The sequence below is a fragment of the Novosphingobium sp. KA1 genome, from assembly GCF_017309955.1.
In the GTDB taxonomy this organism is placed as follows: domain Bacteria; phylum Pseudomonadota; class Alphaproteobacteria; order Sphingomonadales; family Sphingomonadaceae; genus Novosphingobium.
The window spans coordinates 1-17781 of the sequence record NZ_CP021248.1 but is presented as its reverse complement, the minus strand read 5'-3'; the positions used below and the strand labels follow the sequence as shown (position 1 = coordinate 17781).

13 protein-coding genes are annotated in these 17781 nt (G+C 64.3%); 6 read left to right on the top strand and 7 right to left on the bottom strand.

Annotated features, from left to right (window positions below; translation table 11 throughout):
• Positions 1-81 precede the first annotated feature (81 nt).
• Both CA833_RS17895 and rtcR read right to left on the bottom strand, forming a co-directional pair.
• Positions 82-1134, bottom strand: a complete 1053-nt coding sequence (locus tag CA833_RS17895; protein ID WP_207080656.1) for an integrase — start codon at positions 1132-1134, stop codon at positions 82-84.
• Positions 1135-1276: 142 nt separating this feature from the next.
• Positions 1277-2863, bottom strand: a complete 1587-nt coding sequence (gene rtcR / locus CA833_RS17890) for an RNA repair transcriptional activator RtcR (protein WP_207080655.1) — start codon at positions 2861-2863, stop codon at positions 1277-1279.
• A 431-nt stretch (positions 2864-3294) separates the two neighbouring features.
• On the opposite strand from rtcR, the gene CA833_RS17885 reads away from it, so the two are divergent.
• The 3 genes from CA833_RS17885 to rtcA are packed head-to-tail and all read left to right on the top strand — an operon-like array spanning position 3295 to position 6067.
• A complete protein-coding gene (locus CA833_RS17885) occupies positions 3295-4521 on the top strand; it encodes an RtcB family protein (RefSeq protein WP_207080654.1) in 1227 nt (408 codons plus the stop codon).
• Positions 4518-5045 carry a hypothetical protein gene (locus CA833_RS17880; RefSeq protein ID WP_207080653.1) on the top strand — a complete coding sequence of 176 codons (528 nt, stop codon included), beginning with the start codon at positions 4518-4520 and terminating at the stop codon, positions 5043-5045. Before CA833_RS17885 ends, CA833_RS17880 begins: the two co-directional genes overlap by 4 nt.
• The gene (gene rtcA, locus CA833_RS17875) at positions 5042-6067 is read left to right on the top strand and encodes an RNA 3'-terminal phosphate cyclase (RefSeq protein ID WP_207080652.1); all 1026 of its coding nucleotides are present in this window, start codon (positions 5042-5044) and stop codon (positions 6065-6067) included. Before CA833_RS17880 ends, rtcA begins: the two co-directional genes overlap by 4 nt.
• Before the next feature lie 9 nt (positions 6068-6076).
• Here the strand turns inward: rtcA and CA833_RS17870 are convergent, their stop codons facing one another.
• Complete coding sequence (locus CA833_RS17870) at positions 6077-7126, bottom strand: alpha/beta hydrolase (RefSeq protein WP_207080651.1); 1050 nt, start codon at positions 7124-7126, stop codon at positions 6077-6079.
• A gap of 361 nt (positions 7127-7487) precedes the next feature.
• On the opposite strand from CA833_RS17870, the gene CA833_RS17865 reads away from it, so the two are divergent.
• The 3 genes from CA833_RS17865 (at position 7488) to CA833_RS17855 (ending at position 11587) form a co-directional block, all read left to right on the top strand.
• Entirely contained in the window at positions 7488-8717 is a 1230-nt protein-coding gene (locus tag CA833_RS17865; RefSeq protein WP_207080650.1) for an MFS transporter, read from the top strand.
• 90 nt (positions 8718-8807) lie between these two features.
• Positions 8808-9746 (top strand): LysR family transcriptional regulator, encoded by a 939-nt coding sequence (locus CA833_RS17860; protein WP_242526515.1) that lies wholly within the window; start codon positions 8808-8810, stop codon positions 9744-9746.
• 632 nt (positions 9747-10378) lie between these two features.
• Complete coding sequence (locus CA833_RS17855; RefSeq protein WP_207080649.1) at positions 10379-11587, top strand: hypothetical protein; 1209 nt, start codon at positions 10379-10381, stop codon at positions 11585-11587.
• Between the two features lie 76 nt (positions 11588-11663).
• Here the strand turns inward: CA833_RS17855 and CA833_RS26980 are convergent, their stop codons facing one another.
• The 4 genes from CA833_RS26980 to CA833_RS17835 all read right to left on the bottom strand — a co-directional run bounded on the left by CA833_RS26980 (position 11664) and on the right by CA833_RS17835 (position 17654).
• Entirely contained in the window at positions 11664-13157 is a 1494-nt protein-coding gene (locus CA833_RS26980; protein WP_242526514.1) for a DUF2779 domain-containing protein, read from the bottom strand.
• Between the two features lie 547 nt (positions 13158-13704).
• A complete protein-coding gene (locus CA833_RS17845) occupies positions 13705-14964 on the bottom strand; it encodes a replication initiator protein A (protein ID WP_207080648.1) in 1260 nt (419 codons plus the stop codon).
• Positions 14965-15327: 363 nt separating this feature from the next.
• Entirely contained in the window at positions 15328-16398 is a 1071-nt protein-coding gene (locus tag CA833_RS17840; protein WP_207080647.1) for a ParB/RepB/Spo0J family partition protein, read from the bottom strand.
• Between the two features lie 113 nt (positions 16399-16511).
• The gene (locus tag CA833_RS17835; RefSeq protein WP_242526629.1) at positions 16512-17654 is read right to left on the bottom strand and encodes an AAA family ATPase; all 1143 of its coding nucleotides are present in this window, start codon (positions 17652-17654) and stop codon (positions 16512-16514) included.
• Positions 17655-17781 lie beyond the last annotated feature (127 nt).

The window sequence follows — 17781 nt, the reverse complement described above, 5'->3', positions numbered from 1 at the left end:
CTGGCCCCCTGAAACCGGCGCCTGAAACCCAATGACAAGGCCGCAACCGCTTCCCCCGGTTGCGGCCTTTGCCGTTCGCCTTCAATCGCCGCCGACCGTCGCGTCCGGCGCGCGCCGGCACCACAGCGATTGCAGGCGCAGCGCCGCAATCGCCGCCTCCCGCTCCCGCCCTTGCAGCGCCACCAGCCCGAGATCGGCGGCACGGCCCGCCACCTTGCGCACGATGTCCCGCACCGCCGCGGCGGTCAGCCCGTTCTCGCCCACCACATAGTCGGTCCGCGCCGCCCGGGCCTGCCGCTCGCCCAGATGGCCATCGCCGGCGCGCGCATTCCAGGCGAGCTTGGCGAGCGGAACCGGGCCGCGCCCTTCCCTCCCCTTCGCACGGACGACGGCAACGCGGCGGAACAGCGCCCCTTCGGCAATGCCCGCCGCGCGGCACCAGCGGTCGACGCGCTGGAAGGTCTCGCCCGTCAGCACCCGCTCCTGTACGCCCGCCAGCCGCAGCAGGCCTTGCCCTTCGGCAGCGGGGACCACCTGCCCCGCCTCCAGCGCGAGGACCTGCGAGACCTTCAGGCCCGCCTCGCAGGCCACCGCCAGCAAGGCCGCATCCCGCAGACCCGGCGGCGTCTCCTCGCAGGCCTCCAGCAGGATCTCCAGCGTGAATGCCGGCTTGCGGCTGCTGACCTGCAAAGACGCCGCTACGCCCTGCGCCGCCAGCCCCCTGAGCATGGCACGAAGCTGCGGCGATCCGGTCGGGTCCGCCAGCCCGGCGAGCCCATGCAGCGCCCGCAGCGACGCAAGCCGCCGCCGGATGGTCGCCGGTTTTTGCCCATGCACCCGGCAATCCTGCACATAGGCCAGGACCTCGGCCGGATCTGCGGGCAGCAACGTGCGCCCATCGATGCGCCCCTCCATCCTGGCGATGAAGGCCCGGTAATCAGAAAAGTCGTTGACCAGGGCCTTGAGGCTCGCGGGCGCGCGCGCCGCAAGGACGGACCGCAAGTCGGCATCGGCGGCACCGGCATGGTCGCGCACGAGGGCGACGACTTGCGCCAGCCGGTCCGCGGCCTGTCCGCTGCCGCGCACCGGCACGCTCGCCTCACCCGGCGCATAGATGCTGACGATCCTGTCCAAACCGGGTTCCCGTACCTGCGCCCCGACTATGCGAGCCCCCCTTCTAGCGCAATTTCCGATCCGATTGCACCGGACCGGCCGCTCCCGGTTTTCATCCAACGCATTTTGCAAGCTACCGCGTGTGTCACCCGCCGGGAACGGATCAGCGCAAGCCGGTGAAGTCCAGGTCGAACCGCGCCAGATACTTGCGCAGGCGGTCGGCGTCGTTGGTGCTGGCGCGGCGTTCGCGCGAGGCGGCGAAAAGGCGCCGCCCGGCGCCGGAAAGCGAAGAGCTCTCACGGCATACCGCCACGACATAGGCCAGCTGGACCCGGTCGAACGGATCGATCGCGGCCAGTTGCGACGGATCGAGCACCGCCGCCAGCCCATCATCGCCGGCCGGGCCCCCGGACCACAGCCGCGCCAGCCGCGCGACTTCGCCGTCCACCGTCGCCACGTCGATCCGCCCCTTGGGCGCAAACGTCGCCATGCGGGTCACACTGGCGGCAAGATCGCGGAAATTGCCGTTCCACGGCGCTGCCGGGGATACGGCAAAGGCAAGGAAGCGGGCGCGCGCCTCCTTGTTGAAGGAGACACGCTCCCCCTCGCGCTCGGCGTAGCGGTCAAGCTCGTAGTCGAGGTTGGGCTCGATGTCCTCGCGCCGCTGGGCAAGGCCGGGCAGCGCGAAGGTCCACAAGTTGAGGCGGGCGAACAGATCCTCGCGGAACGTGCCTTCCGCAACGCTGCGGGCAAGATCGCGGTTGGTGCCCGCGATCAGCTGGAAATCGCTCGCCACCTCACTGTCGGCACCGACCGGCAGGAACCGCTTGTCCTCGATCGCCCGCAGGATCATCGCCTGCTCGTCGAGGCCGAGTTCGCCGATCTCGTCGAGGAACAGGATGCCCTTGTCGGCACCGCGCAGCAGGCCCGCGCGGTCCGAGGCGGCGCCGGTGAAGGCGCCCTTGCGGTGGCCGAACAGCGCCGACATCGCGCTGTCGCCGCGCAAGGTGGCGCAGTTGACCTCGACGAACGGCCCGGCGACCTGCCGCTTCACTTTCTTGAGATCGTGGATGCGGCGCGCCAGCTGGCTCTTGCCCGCCCCGGTCGGCCCCATCAGCAGGATCGGCGCGCGGGTGCGCGAGGCGACCTGCTCGATCTCGTCGATCATCGCATTGAAGGCGCCATTGCGTGTCTCGATCCCGGATTTCAGGAACGAGGTGCCGGTCGCGCGATCCTCGGCAAAGCGCGTGGCGATGGAATCGTAGCGCGACAGGTCGAGATCGATGATCGACCAGGTGCCCGGCGCGGTCCCGTCGGTCTTGCGGCTGGGCTGGGTCTGCAGGAGGCGACCCGGCAGGTAATGTGCCTCGGTCAGCAGGAACAGGCAGATCTGGGCGACATGGGTGCCGGTGGTGATGTGGACCAGCACATCCTCGGCATCGGGGTCGAGCGGCAGGGTACGGGTGAAATCCAGCAGCTTGCCGTAGACTTCCTCGAAATCCCAGGCATCGGCGAAATCGATGACGTGGCGCTCCACCGTGGTTTCCGGCGAGACATCGGCGATATCGGCGGTGACGTATTCGGCCAGCCGGCGGTGGGCACTGCCATGGATCATGACCAGACGATCGACCCGCAAGTCCTCGTGCATCGTCAGCGCGACCGATGGGCGCCACTTCATCCAGCGCGACGGGCCGAACTTGGCGGCATCCAGGGTGGATCCGAGAAACCCGATGACGGTAAGCGACTTCATGATACGATCATATATCCGCTTATATAAACATATACAAATCGCGGGACCGGCGTCGGCAACGATCGTGGCCGAACCGGATGGATTCCCGCTCGAAATCCGCGAAATTCCGAGGTTTTTGAGTTTTTTCGCGGAACCCTCCGGGCATTTGGCACGCCTCCTGCAATTCCATCCTCGTCGGGTTTGTCGAACAGCCCGGCAGCAGGAAACGGGAAAGCGGGGCGGCCGGAATGGGCCGGCCGCCTCCACTCCCCGGACGAAGGATTTTCGCCATGGCCGTGAAGCGCCTTTTCGCCGGCACCGCATCGCGGTTCCTGCCGCGCAGGCCCGCAAGGCCCGAAGGGAGATGCGGGTTCGCCCCGCCCCTGAGCATTCAGGGTGTCTCGCCAAACCTCGTCGCCAGCATCTATGACGTATTTTCAAGGAGATCGGCGATGACCGACACCAGTTTCGAATTCCGGCAGGTCGAAGGCGGCGTGCCCATCAAGATGTGGACCCGCGGCGTACCCGTGGACGAGAAGGCGCAAGAGCAACTCGCCCGCGCGGCAAGGATGCCGTTCATCTTCCGCCATGTGGCGGGCATGCCCGACGTGCATGTCGGCATCGGCGCCACTGTCGGCTCGGTGATCCCGACCAAGGGCGCAGTGATCCCGGCGGCGGTCGGTGTCGACATCGGCTGCGGCATGATGGCGGCACGCACCTCGCTGATGGCGCACGACCTGCCCGACAGCCTCGAAGGGCTCCGCTCCGCCATCGAGCAGGCGGTGCCGCACGGGCGCTCGGTGGGACGCGGCCAGCGCGACCACGGATCGTGGGGCGCGCCGCCGCCCGCCATCGTCGAGGCCTGGGCGACGCTTGCCGTGCGTTTCGAGCGCCTGTGCGACAAGCACCCGCGCCTGAAGAACACCAACAACCTCACACACCTGGGCACGCTGGGGACGGGCAACCACTTCATCGAGCTGTGCCTCGACGAGGAGGCGCGGGTCTGGATCATGCTGCACTCCGGCTCGCGCGGGGTCGGCAACGCCATCGGCACGTTCTTCATCGAGCTGGCCAAGCAGGACATGCGCAAATGGCACATCAACCTGCCGGACGAGGACCTCGCCTACTTCCCGGAAGGGACCGATCACTTCGACGACTACGTCGAGGCGGTGGGCTGGGCGCAGGACTTCGCCGCGCTCAACCGGCGGATGATGATGGCCAACGTGATCGCGGCCCTGCGCGGCCGGATCGCCAAGCCCTTCGAGGCCGAACTGGAAGCGGTGAACTGCCATCACAACTACGTGACCCGCGAGAACCACTTCGGCGAGAACGTGCTCGTCACCCGCAAGGGCGCGGTGCGCGCGGCGAAGGGCGCCATGGGCATCATCCCGGGTTCGATGGGCGCGAAATCGTTCATCGTGCGCGGGCTCGGCAACCCGGAGAGCTTTGACAGCTGCTCGCACGGGGCCGGCCGGGTGATGAGCCGCACGCAGGCCAAGAAGCTCGTCTCGCTGGAAGAGCATGTGGCCGATACGGCGGGCGTCGAATGCCGCAAGGACGAAGGCGTCATCGACGAGACGCCGCGCGCCTACAAGCCGATCGAGGCGGTGATGGCGGCCCAGGCCGACCTCGTCGAGATCGTCCACACCTTAAAACAGGTGGTTTGCGTGAAGGGGTGATCCCCTTCACGCAGACCATCGCCCCGGAGGACAAGATGCGCGATTTCGTGAGCGAGTGGAGGCAGCAGGGCCAACTGTTCGTGTGGCGCTATCGCCAGCCTCGGCAAGCTTATCGGGGATGGCATTTCACCGGTGATCCGGCGGGATGCCGCTCCATGCGCAATCTGGTCGATCGCATGGTCGGCGGTGCTCCGTGCCACCGCACCGTGGAGCTGGCGCGAGTCACACAGGCCGTTCATGAAGTGCCGGGGTTTCTCGGTCCGATCGACCGCCAACATTCGCGCCTGCGTATCGAGTACCACCCCGAGGCGACGGAGCTTCGCCTCGGGGTGGAAGGCGATCGCCTGACGATGACAGCAGGCGGACCGATGCTCCGCAAATTCGGCGCTGCCCTCGCATCGGTCGAGATCGGTGACGGCGACTTCGGCATGAAGCCGTCCGACGACAGGAAAGCCGATCCGTGGTGGTTCTGGTGGATGCCAAGGGCCAACCCTGCAAAGACGCACGACGAGAGGACGACATGATCGAGATCGACGGTTCGGACGGTGAAGGCGGCGGGCAGGTGGTGCGCAATTCCTGCGCGCTCTCGCTGGTCACCGGCAAGCCTTTCCGCATTATCCATGTGCGCGGCCAGCGTTCGAAACCCGGCCTCATGCGCCAGCACGTCACCGCCGTGGAAGCGGCGGCGCGGATCGGCGGGGCGGAGGTGACCGGCGCCCAAGTGGGTTCGCACACACTCGAATTCCACCCCGGCACGGTGCGACCCGGCGAGTACCACTTCGCCATCGGCACCGCCGGCAGCACGGGCCTCGTCCTGCAGACGGTGCTGATGCCGCTGGCGCTGGCCGATGCCCCTTCCCGCCTGGTGCTGGAGGGCGGCACGCACGCCATGCTGGCGCCGCCGTTCGACTTCATCGAGCGCACTTTCCTGCCGGTCGTCAACCGCATGGGCCCGAAAGTGGAAGCGCGGCTCGTGCGCCACGGTTTCTACCCGCGCGGCGGCGGACGGATCGAGGTGGACATCACCCCGGCGCCCTTGCAGCCGCTAGATCTGCACGATGGCGGCGCGTTCGATGGCGGCACCGCGCAAGTCCTGTTTGCCGGACTCCCGCGCGACATCGCCGAGCGCATGATCGCGCGTGCCCGCAAGGAACTGGCCGAATGGCCCGACGAGGCCTTTGTCCTGCGCGAACTTCCCGCCGACCAGGGCCCCGGCGTCATCCTGATGATCGCGGCCCGCAAGGACGCGGTAACCGAGTTGGCCAGCGGCTTCGGCCAGTTGGGCGTACCGGCCGAACGGGTCGCGCGGGTGGCAGCGGGGCGCCTGAAGGGGTACCTCTCTTCAAGCGCCTTTGCCGGGCCCTATCTGGCCGACCAGCTGGTGCTGCCCTTTGCGCTGGCCGGCAGCGGCTCCTTCACCACGGTGAAGCCGAGCGGCCATCTGCTGACCGCCATCGCACTGGCCGAGCGTTTCCTCGGCCGGCCGATCGCACTGCGCCAGGAGCCCTGCGGGCGGCATCTCGTCGCCTTTGCCGGATGCGGCTGAAGCGCCCCTTCAGGCGAGGTGCCGGCGGAAAAACGCCTCCAGCTTGTCGAAGGGGATCACATCCACCTGGTCGTAGAGATCGGTGTGGCTGGCCCCGGGCACGATCAGCAATTCCTTGGGCTGCGCAGCGGCAGCATAAGCCGTCTCGCTGAAATAGCGCGAGTGGGCCTTTTCGCCGTGGATCAGCAGCATCGGTCGCGGCGAGATGTCCTGGATATAGGAAAGCAGCGGCATGTTCATGAACGACAGCGGCGTCGTCAGCGTCCAGGACGCGTTCGAATTGATCGCGCGCGGATGGAAACCGCGCTGGGTCTTGTAGTATTCGGCATAGTCGACCACGAACTGCGGCTCGCCGCCCTTCAGTTCGAGCGAGACCGGGCCATGGGCAGGCGCGCCGCGCTGGGCATCCTCCCAACGCTGCCGGCCAAGTTGCTCCAGCGTCTGCCGGCGCTGTTCGGGCGTGACGCTGTCATTGTACCCCTTCGACATGACCCGGCCCATGTCGTACATCGTGCTGGCGGCAACTGCCCGGACGCGCTTGTCGGCAGCCGCGGCATTGAGCGCCATGCCGCCCCATCCGCAGATACCGATCATGCCGATCCGCTCCCGGTCGACGAACGGCAGCAGGCCGACCGCATCGACCGCGGCGCTGAAGTCCTCGGTATTGATATCGGGCGAGGCGAGGTTGCGCGGCTCGCCGCCACTCTCGCCGGTAAACGAGGGATCGAATGCCAGCGCGACAAAGCCGCGCTCGGCCATGATCTGCGCATAGAGACCGGACGCCTGCTCCTTGACCGCCCCGAACGGTCCACACACCACGATGGCGGCGAGCGGCTCGCCCGCGCGATCCCGGGGAAGGTAGAGGTCACCGCTGAGAGTGATGCCATAGCGATTGGGGAAGCGGAGCTTCTGGTGGTCAACCCTGGTGCTTTGGGGGAAGGTCTTGTCCCATAGGTTGGACATGGTCTGGGCCTTTGCTGGAAGAACGGGAAGAACCGTGCCCGCCGCAAGGGCCAGCACGGCGGCACCGCTGAGCTTCACGGCGTTTCTGCGTTGCATCTAGGGTGCCTTGGTGTCGCTTGACCCCGGCGGAACGACCGGTGCCAAGGGAAATAGCGCCCCGGCAGCATCACCAACAGACTGGGGGGACTTGATGGAGCAATGAGGGAATCTCAACGCTGCAGTCAGATATAGCCGGTCCCAAAAGCATCGAAACACCCAAACGATGAGCTTTACTCATTACCTCATCAAACACAGGCCCGATTGTCCCAGCCGCGGCGACCGCATAATTCCCGGCGCGGCACCGAGGCCCCCCGCTCCGCTGCCACGCACGCCCTGCCCGGCAGATTCTCCGGTTTTGGCCCCTTGGTTCGCACCAAGGCCGACAGGTGCGCCGCCCACACCAGACATCGGAGAGCCCATGGCCAGCTTCAACACCGTCCAAACGGCGACGTCCGGCAGCAATCCTGCCACCCACGCTCCGGCCAGATGGAGCGCCGTCTACGCGATGGCGCTGTGCAGCTTCGTGCTGGTCGCATCGGAATTCCTGCCAGTCAGCCTGCTCAGCCCGATTGCCGCAACGCTTGCCCTCACCGAGGGACAGGCGGGCCAGGCCATCGCCATATCGGGACTGTTCGCGGTCATTGCCAGCCTGACGATATCGGCGCTGCTCGGCCGAGCGGACCGGCGCCGGGTGCTGCTTGCGCTTATCGCCATGCTGGTCGTTTCCGGCACCATGGTCGCCTTTGCACCAGGCTATCCGGTACTGATGGTCGGCCGCGCCATTCTCGGTATCGCGATCGGCGGTTTCTGGTCGATGTCCGCCGCGATCGCAATGCGACTGGTTCCAGCGCAGGACGTGCCCAAGGCCCTTGCCATCATCAACGGCGGTAACGCCCTGGCTTCCACACTCGCGGCACCGATCGGCAGCTTCATGGGCGGCCTGATCGGTTGGCGCGGCACGTTTTTCTGCATCGTCCCGACCGCGGTTCTGGCCATCGTCTGGCAGGTCGCCAGCCTGCCTCCCTTGCCCGGCGAAAGGGCGCGCAACGAGAGTGCCATGCTGGGCCTGCTCCGCCGCCCGCCGCTGGTATTCGGCCTGCTCACCGTAGCCCTGCTTTTTGCGGGTCAATTCGCGCTGTTCACCTACCTGCGGCCCTTCCTCGAGCAGATCACGCAGATCGGCGTGTCGATGCTCTCGCTGATGCTGCTGATCATCGGAGTATCGGGGTTTATGGGCACGATCGTCATCGGCCGCGTACTCGGGCAAGTGCAACCGCAAGGACAGGTGCAGGTGCTGTTCCTGACGCTCGGCGTTCTTCCTGCGGCCATGGCTGCCGCCGCCATCCTGCTCGCCGCGTTCGGCGCCTCGCTCCCGATAACGGCGATCCTCCTGGCCATCTGGGGCTTTGCAAGTACGGCGGCACCCGTGGCATGGTGGACCTGGCTCGCGCGCACGGTGCCTGACGAGGCGGAGGCCGGCGGCGGCTTGATGGTCGCGATCGTCCAGCTTGCCATTACCCTAGGCGCTACGCTGGGCGGCGTCGTTTTCGACATGGCTGGCGCCCGGGTCGAATTCCTCACCAGTGCAGGGCTGCTCGTCGCTGCCACACTGGCCGCCTTCGCGCTGGCCCGGAGGCTTGGAGCCTGACCGGTATCGCCCGGCTTTCTGGGCCGGGCCGGACCAAACGGGAGGGCTCCGCCCGGACTTGCCCCCACTTGTCCGGACGCCGGAGTTGCGATGATCGCGCGGATCGAACATGATGCCGCGATGCCGTTGAACCGCACCGATCTTGCCGATTTCTCCTACTTCCTCGCCATTGCACGGCATCGAAACTTTCGCCTCGCCGGTCTTGAACTCGGCATCACCGCCTCGGCGCTGAGCCACGCGCTCAAGGGCCTGGAAGGTCGCCTCGGCGTGCGACTGGTCAATCGCACCAACCGCAGCGTGACGCTGACGTCTGCGGGCGAGGAACTCCGTTCGGTCATCGCGCAACCGTTCGACATGATCGAAACCGCTGCCGAAGCCCTCAATCGTTTCCGGGATGCCCCGGCCGGGCGCATTCGGCTCAACGTGATCGGCGATGCGGCGGAACTGCTGCTGGCACCGGTCATGCCGTTGTTCCTCGAACGCTATCCCGACATGGAGATCGACATCGTCGCATCCGACAGGATGGTCGACATCGTCGGGGAAGGCTTCGATGCGGGCATACGTCACGGCGGCACCGTTCCGGAAGACATGATCGCGCAGCGCCTCTCGCAAGACCTGCATTGGTGCGTCGCGGCCGCGCCTGCCTATCTGGAGCGTTATGGCACGCCCGAAAAACCCGAAGACCTGCGCGAGCATCGCTGCCTCGGCTTCAGGCTGGGCGACGACCGCGTCTACCACTGGGAATTTGCAGGCCCCGACGGCGACATGGCCATCGCCGTTCCCAACCGCATCACGGTGCGAGGCGGGCGAGCCATGATGCCCCTGGCGCTTGCCGGTACCGGCCTCATGTATGGAAACGAGGCCATTTTCCAGCCCTATCTCCAGCGGGGCGAGCTTCGCCTCGTGCTGGAATACTGGTCCTGCATGGGGCCGGGCTATCACATCTATTACTCGAGCCGGCGCCAGGTACCAGCGGGGCTGCGGCTCCTCATCGAACTCATTCGCGAAGTCAAGCCGCTCGGCTATTAGGTCGTAAACGCATGAACGGCACCATCGAGGTTTGAGGCCAAATAGATCAGAGACAGGAGGGAAGGCCCTGGAATATTTCGATATTTCAAGACTTCCCGACGCGGCGCTGGGCGTTTTGATCAAGCGAAGCTCACCGTAAGGTAGATCTCGCAGGGACGCCAAAACGGCTTCCATCTCGAACCGACGCGACCTTGGATGGGCAACCAGCCCGCCCGGCGACACCTTCGGCCCGAGTTGTTCGCCATTTGGGCACCTCGATGGTCCGTTGATGAGTTTGCGGCCTAGGAACAGCGGTCTTAACTCCGGTTGGGTTGAACGAATCCCTCCAACACTTCGGTGGTTCCCGTGATCATGGGGATTTCGCCGGTTCGGGATACGCCCTGCCCGGCTGACGGCCAAACCGCGACCCATTTGTCCCGCGTTCGGGCCACGGTATGAAACGGGCAAAATGCCTTCGCGAAAAAGCACCGCACCGTGCCGCCCGCCTAGCGGTTTCTCTAAAGGCAGTTGGGGGGCTAAAGGCCGCCCCTATCATTATCGATAGTGCCTTCTGCTTTGCTCAAAGAAGGTGTATAGCTATATACATTTAATTATACACCTTGGAAAAACCCCCAGAAACCGGGACTTCCATCATGTCTGCACCTCTCGAAACCCCGTCCGGCGCGGTTCTTGCCGCACTCTATCTCGGCCGCCTTCAAAGTGCCCTCCGAACAGCCTCGCAGGGCTGCCTGCAGATCCTAGGGCTCCGGGTCGTCCGTGAATGCCTGATCGCAGCCCTTCGGCAGGAGGGACATGCCTTTACCGAACAACGCTTCCACGAATGGTTCGCGGGACTAAAGACGCTGTCCGACCTTCCTCAGCACAGATTACGCCCTGCCAGGGCCATATGCCAAGCGATATTGACTGAGCTTTTGCACAGTTCATGGCCCCTCCTCGCCGATGCCGCCGAGAAGATCCAACGTGCGTTTCTCGCCCTGTCCGATGTTCCGGACGCCATGACATCCCCCTCGCCCACTGCCGCCCATGCAGAGATCAATGCGACTATCGAGGAGGCACATCAACTGCTCGCGGCGATCCCTGTTGAGGCAGAGGACCTGCCCTTCAACGCAATCTCGGCGCTCCTGCAAGCCGTCGGCGCGAGCACGCGGTTCGGCCAGCAGGAGCGCGGATACGAACTTCTCGAGACCGGATCCGGTCGTATCGCCCGCGAAGCAGATACCCCGACCAATTGCCGATGGGCACTCGACTTGCTGGTCGGCACAAGGCTTGCGTCGGACTGGGCCTCGCCGCTTGGGCGCCTGCCGCTACCCATTCCCCTGCCTGGCTTCCTCTCCTTTCCCGGTCATGGACAGTGCAACCAAGATCCAAGCGATGATGACCTGTGGGATACGCAGCGCCGCTTGCAACAGCAGAGCACCGACGCGCTGCGATCCGCCTTGTGGCAGCTAGAGCAGTGGCTATGGGAAGCAGAGCGCCGCGCCAGCACGATTGCCGAACGGAGTGCCGGCCGCCGTTCGACGGGCAGATCCGGTCCGGTGCTGGAAATGCTGGCTGGCTTTGGGTCCATGCGCGGCCGCCAGATCGAGCTTGTCCTGGGCGCCTCCCGCCTTGGTGTGCGCACGATCCTTGCGACGATTGCCGAGTCCGGCCAGTTGGTTACCGAGGCAGCGCACAACCGCACCATGCTCTATCGCTATGCCGAATGTCCGCCGAAAGCGCCGGGGCCGCAACCGAACGAAGAGAGCTTTGCATTCTCGCAGCAATCGCTCGACGAGTTTGAAGCTTCCATGAAGGCTCTGGAGGCCCTTCTCGACAAGGCCTCACCACCCGCGGGGGATTAGCAGTCAGACGTTTCAAGCGCGTCTCGAACGGGCCTGTACGCCAGTCCGATCTCAAGTTTGAGCTACTCCCACCACGTCAAGCTGCCGTAGTCAGTCGGCGGGCGAGCAGGATCATGGCCCAGGTATCCTGCCGGCAATAGGCTCTAAGCGCCGCCTCGATCTCCTGACGGCGCTCCCGGGTGGTGGAAGGGTCAATGGCTTCCAGGAACCTGTCCTGCGCCATGGCACCGCCTTTTACCTCCAATCTGTCGTAATCAAGATCAGCGACGCTGGGCAGCACGGCTTTCATAGACCACGAACCGCGTTGCGCCCGATGATACCAGCAACTGCGGGCCACTGGCTGCAAGTCGACTGTCCGTTCCGCCATGGACAGCAAGGGCGCCGCATGGTCGGGCACATCGCGCGCAAGTCGTCGCAGGACGCTGCGTTCGAAACCGGCATTATAGGCAATCAATGTGGCGTCGACGGGAATAGCGGCGACCAGTGCTTGCGCGCATCCCTTTCGCGGATCGCTTCCGTCGCAGCATAGATACTCGTGGTGCGACATGCTCCCGTCAGCCTGCTCGAGGTGCAGTGAGAACTGAAAGGGCACTTGTTGAAATGGCTGTGTCCCGATCCACCGCGGAAGTGCCGGCGATGCCGCTTCGAAGTCGATCCATGCACGGGGATAGGTCCATTGCCCGATTGCTTCACGAGCGCCCTCGAGGTCGTGAAAGGGCCTGCCCGATCGGGTAGCTGCAACGATCATCGCCTCGCGCGGCTTCATCTCGTGCTCATCCAGAGCAAGCAGATCATCGTATCCTTTTCGTTTCCACTTTTTCCAGCCGCCATCCGGGAGGATCGTGACCGGCCATTGCGGTTCGGGCGCGTGTGCCGTGCAGTGGGGCAGGAACCGACACGGTGCCGGGTTGGTACAATGGGGGCCTAGGGGTAATTTCGGCTCGGGTTCTTTCATGACAGCTTGGGCTGCTTCCAGTATTCCCGGGACGTCGTTCACGAGGTGACGGACCCGGCCGAGAACATGATGGTCGCTGAAGAGCCCCCGATATTCCCCCGGGCGTTCGAGAACAAAATCCGGGTTGATCGTGCGGATAATGGCTCCGGCAATTTCAATGCCGCAGCGTTCGAGTACCGCGATCTTGTGGGCGACCCGTTCGAGGCTTCGCTCGCGAATGCGCAAGGCTGGCAGAATCTCGACCAGGATCCAGCTGTATTCTCCTGCAGGTAACAGCATATCGGCGGTTACGGTGATGGCGGGTGCCGGATCATGGGTGACCGCGTCCGCAAGGCCTGCGGCAATGAAGCACGCGTTGAACAAGGGACGATGATCGTTGTGGGCCAGATGGCGGTTGGTTTCGTTTACGGCCGCTTGCAAGTCGGGGCCATCGCAGATCCGCTGTCCTTCCGGGGTGGCTGCTAGAACTGCATGCAGGATCGGATCACGTTCCGGGTGTCCGGCGAAGGCAGGCTTTGTCGTTTCAGTCTCAATATTCCGTTCCAGCCAAAAACGCTTTGGGCATGCGGCAAAGGTGTCGAGATCGTGGCTGGTAAAAGGTGATCTGGCGGGCATCCGCTAGGGCCTGTGTGCGGAGGGAGACGGATCGGGCCTCATTGAAGGCTTGCCGATGGCAGTGAGATGCTGGGTCTGCCGCTGTGTCGCGGGCATCGCGCCCATCTAAAAATCTCCACAAGACTGAGACTTCTGCGAGGTTAGAAAGCTATTTAGGGAATCTGTTACAAGGTTAGGGAGCCCGCTTGCTTCCGAAACCGCAGGTTTCCCGATGAGTCGCGAAAAAGGGCCGTTCCCGAAATGTCGTGAATGTGTTCCCGGAGTGTCGACAGCAACGTTCCCGGAGTGTCGAAGGGGTGTTCCTGAAGGGTCGAAGATCCACCTCAAGCTGTTCCCGGAGTGTCGAAGGTCCCGAAAAATCGCCGATTTTGCAGGCTGAGTTGAATCACTTTGAAGAGGACGCTTGCGAACAAGGTTCAATCGGCAAACGAAGCCCGAAGCGCTCATCGCCGATTTGGCGGGGTGGCGGGGGAGACGCGACACTTCGGGAACGCTCTTTGCCGTTCGGCTGAAACGGTCGCGGGATCGGTGCATCTCCCCCCTGCCCTCAACCGCGGATCTGGCGACCGTGCTTGGCGTGATGCCGACGTACCCAGCCGATGAACGCGCGCTGCCAGTCCGCCGGAGTACGTTCGGAGCTGGCAAAAACCCAACGTTCGAAATCGGCATGCAGGGCGTGGAGATCCCAGCCCGGGCATTCGCGGCGCAGCAGATCGATCGTCTCATCGGTCATGAAGCCGCGGGTGGCCGCATCGGAGAGGCCGGCCACGGTCGAGCGAATGAGCTTGCGGGCATCGATGGCGGCGTCATCACCCACCTGGCCGAGCGCCGCCGCGGACGAGGTTTTGGGGGATACGGCGGCAGGACGTTGTCTGTGAGCCTCTGCGGGTTTCCCCGGGGAAACGGGTGATAGCGCCTTGGCCTCGGGCGTGGAGGCGGCGCCGTCGGAAAGTACGGTTCCTGCGCCGCCTTTGCCGTCCACGCGGCGCATGCGCAGCATCGGTTCACCGTCCTTGGCGGTTTCGACGCTGAGCGCATAACCAGGTAGCTCGTCCTTCTCCGCCAGTTTGAGCATCTCGAACTTGAAGCGGCGATACTGCCCTTCGGCACCGGATTTTTCGAACAGCACAGGCATAGAAATGGCAAAACCGCCCTCCCCTGCCCCGCCGGCGTGCTTGCGTGCGACGCGATAGAGCCAGCGTTCGCGTCCACCGGTGATGTCGAAGTAGGCGCGGTCGATAGACAGCACACCGCCCTTCATCATCACGCCTTCCCAGAACCAGTTGGATAGCTCGATGGTCATTCCGCGCGATCGTTCGGTCTTTTCGTCAACCAGCTGAGTCCAGCCGTCGAGCCAGGAAAAGGTCGCCTCGCGGCGGTTTTCGGCCCGGATGTTGGTCTTGATGGTGGTTGAGACGAGACGATCCAGGGCCTGGGCGAGCAATTCGTAGGCACGCCCGGTGGTCGGGCGACCGATGGCGCGCAGCAGGTCGTAGGGCATCAGATGGAGCTTGCGGGGCACATCGTTGGTTCCCCGCCTGGCCATGTCGGCAAGCGTGCTGGCGCAGTAGATCAGGATGTCCGCGTCCCAGATCGTCGCCATGCCATAGTCGGGATTGGCGCTGACATGGACCCAGAGCTTGCCGTCGGGGCTGGTGTAGTCGATCGGCTTCACACGCTTCGACTTGGCAAGGCTGAAGAACGGACGTTCCATCATCTCGCGCTGATCGCGCAGCGGAAGCTCGACGATGTAGGGCAGGAAGATGTCGAACTGCTCTGTTGCCGCTTCGGGCTTCTGGCGACTCATGTTGGGTTTCCGACTGGCGTTTTGACGTGGTTGGACGGCACTGATCCGCACAACGCGGTGCCGGTGTTTCCCCAGGGAAACGCCGGTGTTCGTGAGAGCGGGTGATTCCCGGGTATCATGGCGATGCGGGCAGGGGAGGGCAAATCGCCGGGGTGTTGCGGCTGTGAAGAACTCGGCCAACTGGGAACGGGGAGAGCCTGCGCTTGCTGGAGCGATGTCGCCAAGCGGGGGGAACTGGGAAACTGTTTCCCCGGGGAAACCACTGGAGCTTAGGCAAGAAAAAAGGCAGGGACGTTGTGCCCCTGCCTGTCAACAAACCTATATTCGAGTGCCTTGCGAGACGGTGTTTGCAAGGTTGCGGCATCACGATCGCAAGCCGCGGCCGTCCTCGTCAAGCTGACCTAGCAATTCGCGAACCGCTTCGAGGATCTCCTCGCGGGTGGCGCCGGAGCCGGCGTGAAGCCGCATGGTCACGCCCTGGCGGTTGCTCGACTGGACCGAAGCCATCTGACGACCGTGCCGTGAGAAGACCGCCATCGTATCCTGGCGCGCTCGATCGGTATCGTTGGCCGCGAGAAGGGCCTTTATTACGTCAGCAGCGGCAACTGCCGGGCGATTGCCATTGCGGCGGGCCATCTGCTCCTTGGCCAGACGCTGTGCCTCCTTGCGGATTGCCGGTGCCTTGCTGGTATCGTCGAGCGCCTGGGCGAGGGGATAGGCCGGCTTGAGCTGGACATCGGCAGGCGACGCAAAGGCCTCCAGCACATTGTCCGGGATTGCGGCGACCTTCAGCATCTTCGACAGCCAGCCCTTGGAGAGCTTGAGGCGTTCGGCCATGCGGGTCATGTGATTGCCGTAATGTTCCTTGAGTGCAGCCGCATAGTTGCGCGCGCGCTCAAGGTCGGACACGTCCTTGCGGGCACGGTTCTCCAGATCGGCGAGCCGGAAGGCGGCTTCGTCGTCGAGCTGGACCACTTGCGCCACAAACTGCATGTCCGGATAGGAATGCTGGCGCAGCCATGAAATCGACCAGTGCCTGCGGGTTCCGGCGATGACCTCGAAGTCGTGCTCCGGGTCGCCCTCGATGCGGCGCACCACCGCAGGAACCTTCTGGCCGCCTTCCGCGATGATGGAATCGATCAGTTCGCGGCAGGATTCTTCGGTCAGGTGGACATAGCTGCGGGCATTGCCGGTCCAGATACGGACACGCGCGGGGTCGAGCAGCAGCTGCGTGACCTGGCGTACCTCACCGCTGGCGACGCGGGCGAGGGCGCTCTCACGTCCGAGCAGCGTTGTACCACGCGATCTTTCCGCCCTTGTAGACGCGACTGGAGGGGGAGCGGTGGACTCTGCCTCATTCTTGGGCGTGAGATCGGCCGTTATTTCGTCGTCCGAGAGCAGTGCGGCGAGATAATCGGATTGCTTGCGGGCCATGGGCTTACCTCGAGCGACACTCTGCCACTCGACGGGCAGAGATTTTCGTGAAGAACAAACAGGGAACTGCGCGATGCCACAAGGCCGCGCTGTCGAAGGAGAAAGGCCTCAGGTCAGCCATTGACGAGCATGTCCTCGTCGACTTTCTGGCTGCGTCCCCAACCGGCACGGACCAGTTGTTCGATCTGGCCCAGCGCTTCGTCCAGGTTGGCACGGCAGCGCTTGTGCGTTCGCGGCGTGCCGATCGGCTTTTCCAGCTCGTAGACCGTCATCATGCGCAGCGCTGCGTGGCTGATTTCGGCACTTTCGAGAATCGGCACGGGCAGGAGGGCAGGGCCGAAAGTCTGCTCCATGATGGTGCGGACCATTTCATGGCTGGGATCGTTGCCGTCGAACTTCGAGCAGATCAGCCGCACGAACGAATAGTCGACCTCGATGCCGACACCGGTGAGCTGGTCGAGTACCTGATCCATCATCGAGAGGAACTGCACGGTCGAGCAGAAGTCCGGCGTGGTTGCGGCCAGCGGCACCAGCAGGGCATTGGCGGCCTGCATCACGGCCAGGCTGATGGTCCCCAGCGCCGGCGGCGGATCGAGAATCACCACGTCGTAGTCCCGCGCAAGGTCGGTCAGACCCTTTTTGAGCTTGCGGAAACGGGCGGCGAGCACCGATTGGCCGTCCGAACCGGCCGCAGCCAGTTCGTATTCGACGTCGAACAGTTCAAGGTTCGACGGGATCAGGTCGACGTTAGGCCAGGGCGTACGCTTGACCGCGTAGAGCAGGTCCGCCTGGGTCGGATCGATTGATAGATAAGGGTAAAGGGTCTCTTCGCGGGTGATGTTGAAGTGCGGATTGAAGCCGAACAGCGTGGTTGTGGTGGCCTGGCTGTCGCAGTCGACAACCAGTACCTTGTAGCCATGCACCGCGAAGAAGTGGGCAAGATGCGTGGTGACGGTGGACTTGCCGACGCCGCCCTTGAAGTTCTGAACCGCGATCATTGCCGGCACATCGAGCGGAGCGCGCGCCGGCGAAGCGCCAAGCACTTCGCGCATGTGCAGCATGTCCTCGATCGAATAGCCAAGACGGCGGCCATTTTCGCCGGCCGGGGGAGGGGGCAGGCGGCCGTCTTCTTCGGCCATGCGGATGCGATTGGTCGAACAACCGAGCAATTGTGCGGCTTCGGCAATGCCGGTACGCACGTTGAGGCCCTTGCGGCTTTCTGGCAGAAAGGCTTTGCGCCGCAGCCGCTCGATCATTTTTTCGCCGGCTTCTGCAAGATCTCCGATCTGCGAAATTACGGCATTCGATTCAGCCACGCGGGACTCCATTGAAGCACTTTTGCGGACAGAATATTCAATTTCATTCAATTGAGCAATGGGACAC

Coding starts and splice junctions, on each gene's coding strand:
- CA833_RS17865 (WP_207080650.1), top strand. CDS start 7,488: ATGGCCAGCTTCAACACCGTCCAAACGGCGACGTCCGGCAGCAATCCT.
- CA833_RS17860 (WP_242526515.1), top strand. CDS start 8,808: ATGATCGCGCGGATCGAACATGATGCCGCGATGCCGTTGAACCGCACC.
- CA833_RS17855 (WP_207080649.1), top strand. CDS start 10,379: ATGTCTGCACCTCTCGAAACCCCGTCCGGCGCGGTTCTTGCCGCACTC.
- CA833_RS17840 (WP_207080647.1), bottom strand. CDS start 16,398: ATGGCCCGCAAGCAATCCGATTATCTCGCCGCACTGCTCTCGGACGAC.
- CA833_RS17870 (WP_207080651.1), bottom strand. CDS start 7,126: ATGCAACGCAGAAACGCCGTGAAGCTCAGCGGTGCCGCCGTGCTGGCC.
- CA833_RS17885 (WP_207080654.1), top strand. CDS start 3,295: ATGACCGACACCAGTTTCGAATTCCGGCAGGTCGAAGGCGGCGTGCCC.
- CA833_RS17845 (WP_207080648.1), bottom strand. CDS start 14,964: ATGAGTCGCCAGAAGCCCGAAGCGGCAACAGAGCAGTTCGACATCTTC.
- rtcA (WP_207080652.1), top strand. CDS start 5,042: ATGATCGAGATCGACGGTTCGGACGGTGAAGGCGGCGGGCAGGTGGTG.
- rtcR (WP_207080655.1), bottom strand. CDS start 2,863: ATGAAGTCGCTTACCGTCATCGGGTTTCTCGGATCCACCCTGGATGCC.
- CA833_RS26980 (WP_242526514.1), bottom strand. CDS start 13,157: ATGCCCGCCAGATCACCTTTTACCAGCCACGATCTCGACACCTTTGCC.
- CA833_RS17835 (WP_242526629.1), bottom strand. CDS start 17,654: ATGATCGAGCGGCTGCGGCGCAAAGCCTTTCTGCCAGAAAGCCGCAAG.